Annotated in this window: 3 protein-coding genes (1 of these 3 only partly in view); all 3 read right to left on the reverse strand. The window is 67.4% G+C overall.

Features of this window, described 5'->3' with window-relative positions:
- Tightly spaced (each overlapping or abutting the next), the 3 genes in view from NN4_RS26960 to NN4_RS26970 form a layout consistent with a single transcriptional unit that may run on beyond the window.
- The gene (locus NN4_RS26960; RefSeq protein WP_147137132.1) at positions 1 to 5,136 is read right to left on the reverse strand and encodes a non-ribosomal peptide synthetase; all 5,136 of its coding nucleotides are present in this window, start codon (positions 5,134 to 5,136) and stop codon (positions 1 to 3) included.
- Entirely contained in the window at positions 5,025 to 9,524 is a 4,500-nt protein-coding gene (locus NN4_RS46280; protein ID WP_147137135.1) for a non-ribosomal peptide synthetase, read from the reverse strand. The genes NN4_RS26960 and NN4_RS46280 overlap by 112 nt, the downstream gene beginning before the upstream one ends.
- A protein-coding gene (locus NN4_RS26970; RefSeq protein WP_147137138.1) for a non-ribosomal peptide synthetase crosses the window boundary here: on the reverse strand, positions 9,524 to 12,479 show its 3' end. It continues 15,266 nt past the right edge of the window; only the last 2,956 of its 18,222 coding nucleotides appear in the window; its start codon lies off the right edge, out of view; it ends in the stop codon at positions 9,524 to 9,526. The genes NN4_RS46280 and NN4_RS26970 overlap by 1 nt, the downstream gene beginning before the upstream one ends.

Genomic DNA, 12,479 nt, shown 5'->3' on the forward strand with positions numbered 1-12,479 from the left:
CTACTCGGCGGATTCGAGGAGGGTCTTCATCGTGCGGCCGATGGCGGCCATCGGTTCGTCGCGGTCGAAGTCGGCGTGGGGATGAGCGACTTCGAATGTCTCGATGACGCCGCCGAGGTGTGGCCGCCACAGCTGGGTCAGGTGCTCCGTTGCCGCCGCGATCGAATTGCCGTCTGCGTCGACGGTCGCGCAGAATATTGTGGCGTCGCCGGAGAAGAATGGTGAGTCGTATCGGTGATACAGCCCGATATTGTTGGTGATCATTCGGGCCAGTCGCTCGGTCAGTTCGGCTACCTGCGACGCTGCCAGCTGATCGCCGAGCCGATCCGACATCCAGCTCGTGAACGCTTCTTTCATCTCGTCCTGGTCGATTTCCGGGGGTGCGTCCGAGGATTGCGCGGGTTGGGGGTCCAACAGCCCCAGGAATCCGACTTCGAACCCGCGACGTGCGAGTTCGGCCGCCACCGCGTGTGCCACCGCACCGCCGTGGGACCAGCCCAGCAGGTGGAACGGCCCGGCATCCTGCACGAGCAGGATCTGCTCGACGTAATCGTGCACCATTTCCTCGAACGACGTCGCCATCGGCTCGCCGTCGAAGCCGCGCGATTGGAGGGCGTACACGGGCCGGTCGGGTAGGTGGCTGCCCAATTTCCGGTAGCCCCAACCGTGTCCGCCGCCCGGGGGTGCGCACCAGATCGGTTTCCGCGAGCCGGAACTCTTCAATATCAGCACCGGATCGAAGTGGTACGCGGTCAGCTCGTTGTCGAGTTGTCCGGCCAGCTCCGCCGGTGTCGGTGCGGTGAACACCACCTGGATCGGCACCTCGACGCCGAGGATCGCCCGGATCCGGCTGACCAGCCGGGTCACCAGCAGCGAATGCCCGCCGAGGTCGAAGAAGTTGTCGTCGATGCCGACCCGGGCCAGCCCGAGCACCTCGGCGTACAGAGCGGTCAGCGTCTGTTCCCGTTCGGTGCGCGGGGCCCGGTAGTCGGCGGTGGCGACGAATTCCGGATCCGGCAGCGCCGCTCGATCCAGCTTTCCGTTGGCGGTCAACGGGAACTGCTCCAGCACCAGCACCGCCGCCGGGACCATGAACTCCGGCAACCGCGACAGCAGGAACGCGCGCACGCCCGCGACCAGGAGCCCGCTGTATGGGTTGTTGGTGTATCGCGACGGATCGGCTGCCGGGATCTGCGCGGTGAATACCTCGGTGAGATGTGCGTCATCGGTGATCACGGGGTCGATGAATACCGCGTCCATGCAATCCGGTCGCGCCGACCAGGTGACCGCGGTGGTGAATCCCAGCCGCTCGCCCAGCACGTGCAGGTCCTCCGGAAGCAGTGCTGCGCCGGCCCGATCCGCCGGTTCGGGCAGTATCGTTTCGGTGCCGAGCAGGCCGGTCTCGCCGGTGACGTGCTCGCCCGCCCGGAGGCAGCGCGCGGCAGCGACGTCGTCGACCAGTCCCGCGTGCGGGATGTCGGTGATCCGGACCGAGCCGCCGCGGTGGGCGTGCAGGACGGCTTCCAGCGAGTCGCAATCGGAGAACCCGACGTGCGGCGCGGCTGCCACGGATATCGCCTGCGCCGGGGCTTTCCGGAGTACGACGTCGTAGCGGTACCGCGTCAGCTCATTGACTGCCCATCCCCGTTTGAGCTCGACGTCCACCACCGCGATCTCGTCTTCGAGACCGGCCAGCGCCTGGAAGTACTCGGGAGCCACCAGCAGCTCCTGTTCGGCAGCGATGCTGCGGCGCACCCGTTCCCACGTCGTGCCGGGGTCGTCGTCACCACTGCCGCGCGCGATCGCCACCCCCGTGGCGAACTCCTCTACGAGCGCGAGGTTCCTGATGTCGCCGAGGAACAAAGCCCCACCGGGCGCCAGCAACCGCAACGCGTGCCCGATGACCCGCCGCAGATACGTCTCGCTCGGGAAGTACTGCACCACCGAGTTCAGCACCACCGTGTCGAAGGAGTTCTCGACCAGCCCGGTGACATCATCAGCGCCTTGCACACGCAAAGAGACCCGATCGATCCAGTCGGCGCCTGAATCTCGCAGTCGCCGTGCCAATTCCGCGATCGTCGCAGCAGAGAAGTCGGTAGCCCAGTACTCCTTGCTCTCCGGTGCCAGCTCCGCCAGCAGCAACCCCGAGCCGACACCGATCTCGAGCACACGTCCCGCGCCGAGCTCCCGGATCCGCCGCACCGTGTGTGACCGCCATTCCCGCATCTGCTCGATCGCGATAGCGGACCCGGAATAGCTGCTGTTCCAGCCGCTGAAGTCCGCACCGAAGTCGGCCTGCTGCCCGGACTCGGCATACAAGTCCTCGTACACCCGGCGCCACTGCTCGACCAGCTCGCTCTCACCGTGGACGGCGTCCGCATCGGAGGTGGAAACGCCTCCGGCGGCGGCGGTCTCGGCGGGCACGACGTAACCGACCAGCTGCTTGCCCAACTCCCCCGCATCACGCGCGACCACCACCGCCTGCGCGACCAACGGATGCGACACCAGCACTGATTCGATCTCGCCCGGCTCGACTCGGAACCCACGGATCTTCACCTGGTCATCGGCCCGACCGACGAACTCGAGCACACCCGTCCGGGCCCACCGCACCAGATCGCCTGTCCGATACAACCGTTCACCCGTCGAGTTGAACGGATCGGCGACAAACCGGGCCGCCGTCAAACCCGGGCGGCCGTGATACCCGCGCGCCAATTGCGCACCGCCCACATACAACTCACCGGCTACTCCGACCGGAACCGGCGACAACCCCGAATCCAGCACGTAGGCGCGCAGATTCGGCAGCGGCGAGCCGATCGGCAGCGCTGCGCCCACCGAGACGGCGGATGCCACGGCCATGGCCGCGAACACCGTTGTCTCCGTCGGACCGTATCCGTTGACGACCTCGACGCCCGGGATGCGAGCGCGCGTACGTTCGACCACCGCCGCGGTCAGCGGCTCGCCGGCGAAGATGATGGTGCCGGCGTCGATGGTGGTGTCGGTGTGGTTCAGTACTTCCGCGAACGCCGAAGGCACCGTGCTGATCATGCTGCCGGACCAGTTGTCCTGCTCGGCGAGCACCAGTACGTCACGGACCACGTCGACGGTCCCGCCTGCGCACAGTGGTGCGAAGATCTCGACGACGGAGACGTCGAATGCCGTTGAGGTACTTGCCAATACCCGGGACAGTCCTTCGGCACCGAGCCGCGTCACTGCCGCACCGACATGGTTGACCATGTTGCGGTGGGTGATCGTCACGCCTTTGGGGATGCCGGTGGAGCCGGAGGTGTAGATCAGGTAGGCGAGGTTGTGGCCGTGCAATCCGGCGACATCGGGTCGGCCGACGTCCGGTCGGGCGGTCTCGTAGCGACCCATGAGCAGCTGCTGGGTTCCGTTGCCGGGCAGAACTTTCGCGGTGGGCTCGTCGGTGACCAGCACGACGGGCGCGGCATCGGCGAGCATGAACTCCAGTCGTTCGACCGGGTACTCCGGGTCCAGCGGCAGATAGGCGCCACCGGCCTGCAACACCGCCAGCAATGCCACGATCAACTCCGCCGACCGTGGCAGCGCTACCGCGACGACACCGTCGGGACGCACTCCACGCCCGATCAGTTCGTGGGCGAGGCTGTCGGCCCAGGCGGCGAGTTCCCGGTAGGTCAATGTCACCGCGCCGGACACCACGGCGAGCCCGTCCGGCGTCCGTGCCACCTGGGACCGGAACAGTTCGGGAACCGTCGTGTGCGCGACCGGGGCTTCGGTGTCGTTCCAGGCGTGCAGGATCTGCCGGCGCTCGGCTTCATCCAGGATCTCGACGGATCCGACCGTGACCGCCGGGTCGGCGGCGAGCTGACGCAGTACCCGCCCGAAACGTGCCACCATCGCGTCGATGGTTTCCCGGTCGAACAAGTCCGTCGCGTATTCGACGAAACCGCCCCACCCGCTGCCCGACCCGGACGGGGTATCGACGATGTTGAAGAACAGGTCGAATCGCGCGGTGCCCGTGCCGAGCGCGACGGGCTCGATCCGTGCCCCCAGGAATCCCAGGTCCGGCAGCTCATTGTTCTGCAAGGCCAACGACACCTGGAACAGCGGATGGTGCGCGGGCGATCGCACCGGATGGAGCAACTCGACCAGCAGCTCGAACGGCGCGTCCTGATTCTCGTAGGCCGCCAGCGCCTTCCCCCGAACCTGGTGCAGCAGTTCGGTGAACGACGCGGTCGGCAGCACGGTCGTGCGCAGTACCCAGGTATTGACGAAGAACCCGACCAGATCGGACAGGGCCTCGTCGGTACGCCCGGCGATCGGCGAACCGATCGGAATATCCTGCCCCGCACCCAGCTTCGACAACAGCACCGCCAAAGCCGCCTGCAACACCATCGAGACCGTGGTGTCTTCTCGACGCGCCAACCGTTCCACCAGTGTGCGAGTTCGCGCGTCGATCTCCAGCGGGGCCGTGTCACCGCGATAGGTCGCGACCGGTGGCCGCGGCCGATCAGTCGGCAATCGCAGCACCGCGGGCAGCCCGGCCAACTCGCTACGCCAGTAGTCGAACTGCCGCGAAATCAACGACTCCGGATCCTGCCGATCCCCCAGCAACTCGTGCTGCCACAGCGTGTAGTCCACGTACTGCACCGGCAACGGCACCCAGTCCGGAGCCGACCCCTGTGACCGAGCGGTGTACGCGGTCACCAGATCCTGGAACAAGGGTGCCAACGACCACCCATCCCCGGCGATATGGTGCACCACGAGCAGCAGCACGAATTCTTCAGGTGCACAACGGAACACACTCACCCGCACCGGAATCTCGGAAGCCAGGTCGAACCCGTGGCGCGCCGCCTCACCCGCTCTCGCTTCGAGTTCGTCGTCCGCCACCTCCGAGACCAGCACGGGCGCCACAGCGGCATCGATATCGAGCACCCGCTGCACCGGTACCCCGGCCACGTCCGGGAACACCGTGCGCAACGCCTCGTGCCGCCCGACCACATCGGCCACCGCGGCTCGCAACGCCGGCACATCCAACGCACCGGTCATCCGTAGCGCGATCGGGATGTTGTAGGTCGCCGACGGGCCCTCGTAGCGGTGCAGGAACCACAACCGCCGCTGCGCGAACGACAACGGCACCTGCTCCGGTCGCCGCACCGCCAGCACCGCGGGCCGCACTCTGGCACCGCTGTCGAGTTGTTCGGCCAGCGCCGCGGGCTGGGGGCCTCGAACACCACCCGAATCGGCACCTCGACGCCGAGCACCGCCCGAACCCGGCTCACCAGCCGAGTCGCCAGCAGCGAATGCCCGCCGAGATCGAAGAAGTTGTCGTCGACACCGACCCGCGCCACCCCGAGCACCTCGGCGAACAAGCCCGCCAGCGCCTGTTCCCGTTCGGTGCGCGGAGCCCGGTACGCGGCCTCGGACACGAACTCCGGATCCGGCAACTCCGCCCGATCCACCTTCCCGTTCACCGTCAACGGCATCGAGTCCAATACCACCACCGCGGCCGGAATCATGAACTCCGGCAACCGGTCTGCCACGAACCGCCGCAGACCGGCGGTCAGCAGGCCGATGTGCGGTTTGCTGGTATACCGCGACGGGTCAACCGGTGAGTCCGACCCGGTGAACACGTCGGTGATGTGTTCACCGTCGACGATCGAGGCATCGACGAATACCGCTTCCATACAGTCCGGTTGCGCCGACCAGGTGACCGCGGTGGTGAACCCCAGCCGCCGGCCCAGGATATGCAGATCCTCCGGCAGCAGGCCGACCCGATCCGCGGTTGCGGGCAGTATCGACTCGATGCCGAGCAGACCTTCCTGGCCGGCCACCGGCCCGCCCGTTCGGATGCGGCGGGTGGCCGCCACCGCGTCGACCAGCCCGGCGTGCGGGATGTCGGTGATCCGCACCCGGCCACCACGGTGCGCCCGCAGCACGGATTCCACTGCGGCACGGTCAACGAATCGCACGCGTGGTGCGTCCGCCACCGACAATGCCTGCACCGGAGCTTTCCGGAGCACGACGTCATAGCGGTATCGGGTCAACTCGTTGACCGCGAACCCCCGCTTGAGTTCGACATCCACCACCGCGATCTCGTCGAGGACGCGGCTCAGGGCCGCGAAGTACTCCGGTGCCACCAGCAGCTCCTGCTCGGCGGAGATGCTGCGGCGTGCTCGTTCCTGGACACCGGCGGCGGTATCGCTACCACCGCGGGTGATCGCCACCTCCGTGGCGAACTCCGCGAGCAGGGCGAGATTCCTGATGTCGCCGAGGAACAAGGCGCCACCGGGGGCGAGCAACCGCATCGCGTGCTCGATGACCCGGCGCAGATAGGCTTCGCTCGGGAAGTACTGCACCACCGAGTTCACGACGATCGTGTCGAAGTAGCTCTCGGGCAGCCCGGTGACATCGTCTGCGGCCTGGACGCTCAGCGAGACGCGATCGACCCAGTCGGCTGCCGAATCCTTCAGTCCGCGTGCTAGTTCCGCGATCGTCGCCGGTGCGAAGTCGGTGGCCCAGTACTCCTTGGATTCCGGCGCCAGTTGCGCGAGCAACAGCCCCGAGCCGACGCCGATCTCCAGCACCCGGCCCAGACCCAGCCCCTGGACGCGCCGCACCACCGCGGACCGCCATTCCCGCATCTGCTCGATCGCGATCGCGGACCCCGAATAGCTGCTGTTCCAACCGCTGAAGTCCGCGCCGAAACCGGCTTGCTGCGCGGACTCGGCGTACTCGGCACCCCCGTACAGGTCCGCATAGACACGGCGCCACTGCTCGACCAGCTCTTCCTCGCCGGTGTCGGAATCGGCGGAGTCGGTGGGCACTACATAGCCCACCAGCTGTGTACCCAGCTCCCCCGCGGCACGCGCGACCACCACCGCCTGCGACACCAACGGATGCGAGGCCAGTACCGATTCGATCTCACCAGGCTCGACGCGGAACCCACGAATCTTCACCTGATCATCGACCCGACCGACGAAAACCAACTCCCCCGACGCAGTCCAGCGCACGACATCGCCGGTCCGATACAACCTCTCGCCGCCCGCGCCGAAGGGATCGGCGACAAACCGCGATGCGGTCAGGCCGGCCCGGCCGTGATACCCGCGCGCCAATTGCGCACCACCCACATACAACTCGCCGGCCACCCCGATCGGCACCGGCGACAGCCCCGAATCCAGCACATAGGCCCGCACATTCGACAACGGCGAACCGATCGGCACCGACGCACCGGCCTGGCCGTCGGAGGCGGCGCACAGGGTGGCGAACACTGTCGTCTCCGTCGGCCCATACCCGTTGACCACCTCGACGTCCGGATGGACGGCATGCACAGCGCGGACAACCGAGGGGGAAAGCACGGACCCGCCCGCGATCAGCTGGCGCAGCGGGTCGAAAGGGTTGTCCCGCAACGACTGCGCGTACTCCACCAGCGCGGGCAGCAGCGCCGGGGTGGTGAACATCCGGGTCACGCGATGGGCCTGGATCAGCCGCGCCATCTCCGCGATATCCGAACGCTGCTGCTCGGCCAGCACCAGCGTGCCGCCACCGGCCAAGGTCGGCCAGATCTCGTAGGTGGAGCCGTCGAACGCGATCGACGAGTGCACCAGTGTCCGGTCGCCGGGCCCGATCGACCACGCTTGGCGCGCCAGATTCACCAGATTGCGGTGGGTGGTGGTAACGCCTTTCGGGATGCCGGTGGAGCCGGAGGTATAGATCAGGTAGGCCAGGTTGTGGCCGTGCAACGTGCCGACGATGTCGGGCTGGCCGGTATCGGTGCGGCTGATCGCGGATCGATCGATGAACAGCCGGGGAATCCCGCTGTCGGGCAGGGTTTCCGCCGATGCCGCATCGGTGATCAGCACGACCGGTGCGGCGTCGGCGAGCATGAATTCCAGCCGTTCGACCGGATACTCCACGTCCAACGGCAGATACGCGCCACCGGCCTTCAAGACCCCCAGCAACGCCACCAGCAACTCCGCCGATCGCGGTAACGCCACCGCGACCACGCAGTCCGGCCCTACGCCACGCCGAATCAGCTCTTGGGCAAGATGATCGGCCTGGACGTCGAGTTCCCGATAGGTCAATTCCAGCGCACCGCACACCACAGCGACCGCGTCCGGCGTTCGAACGGCCTGAACTCCGAACAACTCCGGCACCGTCCGGTGCGGCACCGCGACGGCCGTGTCGTTCCAGACCTGCACGATCCGTTGCCGCTCAGCCGCGTCGAGCAGCTCGACAGCCCCGACGGTCACCGCGGGATCAGCGGCAAGCTGTTCCAGTACCCGGACGAATCGCGCCGCCAGCGCTTCGACGGTCGCCCGATCGAACAGATCGGTGGCGTACTCGATGAACCCGCTCCATCCGCTGTCGGATCCGGCGGCATCGGCAATGCTGAAGAACAGGTCGAACCGCGCCGTACCCGTCGCGACCGCGACACTCTCGATCCGCGCTTGCGCCAACCGCAGGTCCGGCAGCTCATTGTTCTGAAAGGCCAAGGACACCTGGAACAGTGGATGATGCCCGGGCGACCGCACCGGATGCAACAACTCCACCAGTAACTCGAACGGCGCGTCCTGATTCTCATAGGCCGCCAAGGCCTTTTCCCGAACCTGTTCGAGCAGTTCGGTGCACGACATGGCCGGCGTGACCGTGGCCCGCAGCACCCAGGTGTTGACGAAGAACCCGACCAGATCGGACAGGGCCTCTTCGGTACGACCGGCGATGGGTGTGCCGATCAGAATATCCTGTCCGGCACCCAGTTTCGAGAGCAGCACCGCCAACGCGGCCTGCAACACCATCGAGACGGTAGTCCCGTCCCGGCGCGCCAGCCGCTCTACCGAGCAGCGCGTGCGCGCGTCGATCTGCAACGCCACCACGTCGCCGCGATAGGAAGCCACCGGCGGGCGCGGCCGATCCGTCGGCAGCGGCAGGACCGCGGGCAATCCCGCCAATTCCGTACGCCAGTAGTCGAACTGCCGGGAAATCAACGACTCGGGGTCCGCCCGATCCCCCAGCAGCTCGCGCTGCCACAACGTGTAGTCCACGTACTGCACCGGCAGCGGCGCCCACCCCGGAGCCCGGCCCGCCGACCGGGCCGCGTATGCCTGGGACAGATCACGCATCAGCGGCGCCAGCGACCACCCGTCACCGGCGATGTGGTGCACCACCAGCAGCACCACGCACTCGTCGGGCCCGCTGCGGAACACGTTGACCCGCAACGGAATCTCCGAGGTCAGATCGAATCCGTACTGTGCCGCCCGCATCAGCGCCGCAGGCACGTCCGACCCGTCGACATCGTCGATCGACACCGGCAGCGCCACCTCGTCGATGTCGAGCACCCGCTGGCCCGGCACGCCGTCGATCTCGGCGAACACGGTGCGCAGGCTTTCGTGCCTGCCCACGACGTCCTCGACCGCCGCGCGCAACGCGGCCACGTCCACCACACCCGTCAGTCGCACACTCATCGGCATGTTGTAGGTGGCCGATGGCCCTTCGTACCGGTGCAGGAACCACAGGCGCTGCTGCGCGAACGACAACGGGATCATCAGAAGGCCTCTCGGTTCATCTTGCGTAGGGCAGGACGCCGGGATGTCGCCATCGCCGAGCACCTGACCGCTAGTTCTGCGACGCTGGGCGCCTCGAACAGCTGCCGGATCGGCACGTCCACCGCGAGCGCGAGCCGGATCCGGCTGACCAATCGGGTCGCCAGCAGCGAATGCCCGCCCAGGTCGAAGAAGTTGTCGTCGATGCCGACCTGTTTCCGGCCGAGCACCTCGGCGAACAGACCGGCCAAGACGCGCTCGCGCTCGTCCCGCGGCGCCCGATATGCCACGGCGGACACGAACTCCGGCTCCGGCAACGCGCGCCGATCCAGCTTGCCGTTCGCCGTCAGCGGCACCGCGTCCAGGATCAGCACGGCCGCCGGAACCATGAACTCCGGCAACCGATCCGCCACGAACCGGCGGAGCCCGACCGCGTCCACCGCGTCCCCGGCACCGTCGAGCACCACGTACCCGACCAGCCGCTTACCGGATTCACCGGCCGGCTCGCGGGCATCGACCACCGCTTGCGACACCGAAGGATGGTGCATCAGCACGGTTTCGATCTCACCGAGTTCGACGCGGTGCCCACGGATCTTCACCTGATCATCGACTCGGCCGACGAACTCGAGCACACCGGCGCGAGTCCACCGCACCAGATCCCCCGTCCGATACAGCCGGGCACCGGTCGCACCGAACGGATCGGCGACGAACCGCGCGGCAGTCAGCGCAGCGCGATCATGATAGCCACGCGCCAATTGCGAACCGGCCACATACAACTCACCCGGGACACCGATCGGCACCGGCTGCAACCACCCGTCCAGCACGAACAGTCGCGTATTCCCGACCGGCTCGCCGATCGGTACCGCGCCCTCGCCTTGCGCTACCGGGAATGCCGCCGCCAAAACCGTTGCCTCGGTGGGTCCGTAACCGTTGATGATCTGCACGTCCGGGATGAGAGCACGGGTGCGTTCCGCGACCGAGCGAGTCAGCGGCTCCCCGGCGAACACCACGACGTCAGCGGCGATCTTCGCCTCGGTCAGCTGCAGCACCTCGACGAAAGCCGAAGGCACCGTACTGATCACGCCGCCCGTCCACGAACCCCGCTCCGCGAGAACCAGGACATCGCGGACCACCTCCACGCTGCCTCCACTGGCCAAGACGGCGAAGATCTCCAGTACCGATACGTCGAAAGCCGTCGAGGTACTGGCCAATACGCGGGACGCGCTGCCCGCGCCCAGCAGAGGCACCATCCCAGCGATACTGCTGACCACGTTGTGGTGCGTAACGGCAACACCTTTGGGAACCCCGGTGGACCCGGAGGTATAGATCAGATACGCCAGATTCTCCGGCCGCAGCGGGGCACTGCGATCGGCGTCGGTCGGATCCCCTGCCGGGTAGGCGTTATCGGTGTCATCCAGGATCAGGCTCGGCACCGCCGTGGCGGGCAACAGCTGCACGGTGGCGCGGTCGGTCACCACCGCCGCCGGTGCGGCGTCGGCGAGCACGAACGCCAACCGATCCGACGGATAGTCCGGATCCACCGGCAAGTACGCACCACCGGCTTTCAGCACCGCCAGCAGCGCGACGATCAAATCCGCCGAGCGCGCGAGGGCGACCGCCACGACACTGTCGGGAGCCACGCCCTGCGCGATCAGCGCACGCGCCAACCTGTTCGCCCGAACATGCAGCTCTCGGTAGGTCAGCTCGATCTCCTCGAACACCACCGCCACCGCATCGCCCGACTCGCGCATCCGGGCCTCCAGCAGATCCACCAGCGTGGCCCCGGCTTCGACCTCGACCGCGGTGTCGTGCCGAGCCTGCAACACCAGCGACCGCTCGGACGCAGCCAGCACATCCACCGACCCCACCGCCGTGTCCGGATCGGTCGCCAGCAGATCCAGCACACGCACGAACCGCGCCGCCATCGCTTCGACGGTGTCCCGATCGAACAGATCGGTGGCGTACTCGACGGACCCGGCCCACCCGGTAGCGCCGGGTGCGTCCGAGATGTTGAAGAACAGGTCGAAACGGGCCGTACCGGTGGGGATCTCGATCCCTTCGATCCGCGCGTGCGGCAACCGCAGATCCGGCAACTCGGTGTTCTGGAAACCGAGCGAGACCTGGAACAGCGGATGATGCGCTGGTGACCGGACCGGGTTCAGCAACTCCACGAGCAGCTCGAACGGGACGTCCTGGTTCTCGTAGGCGTGCAACGCTTTTCCGCGAACCTGCTCGACCAGGTCGGCGAACGTCAGGTGCGGGGTGACGGTGGTGCGGAGCACCCAGGTGTTGACGAAGAACCCGACGAGATCGGACAGCGCCGCATCGGTACGACCGGCGATCGGTGTGCCGATCGGGATGTCCTCGCCTGCGCCGAGCCGATGCAGCAGCACGCTCAACCCGGCTTGCAGCACCATCGATACCGTCGCGCCGTGCCGGCGAGCCAGCTGCTCGACCAGCGTCCGGGTCCGGGCGTCGATCGACATCGGGACCGTGTCACCACGGTAGGAGGCGACACGCGGCCGGGGCCGGTCGGTCGGCAGCTGCACCTGTTCGGGAATCCCCGCCAGCTCCGCGCGCCAGTACGCCGATTGCCGCGACAACACGCTGTCCGAATCGGACGCCGACCCCAGCAGGCCGTGCTGCCACAACGCGTAGTCCGCGTACTGCACCGGCAACGGCTGCCAGCCGGGCGCCGCGCCCCGCGACCGAGCGGTGTACGCCGTGACCAGATCCCGCGCCAGCGGCGCGAGCGACCAGCCGTCTCCAGCGATGTGATGCACCAACAGCAGCACCACGAATTCTTCGGCCGCACAACGGAACACGTTGATCCGCACGGGTATCTCACCGGCCAGCTCGAACCCGTACCCCGCGGCCCGCACCAGCGCCGCCCGCAGCTCCGCCGCATCGATGTCATCGACCGACACCGGCACCTCGATGTCGTCGATCGGCACGATC

Origin of the sequence: Nocardia ninae NBRC 108245 (genome assembly GCF_007990755.1) — a bacterium.
In the GTDB taxonomy this organism is placed as follows: Bacteria; Actinomycetota; Actinomycetes; order Mycobacteriales; family Mycobacteriaceae; genus Nocardia; species Nocardia ninae.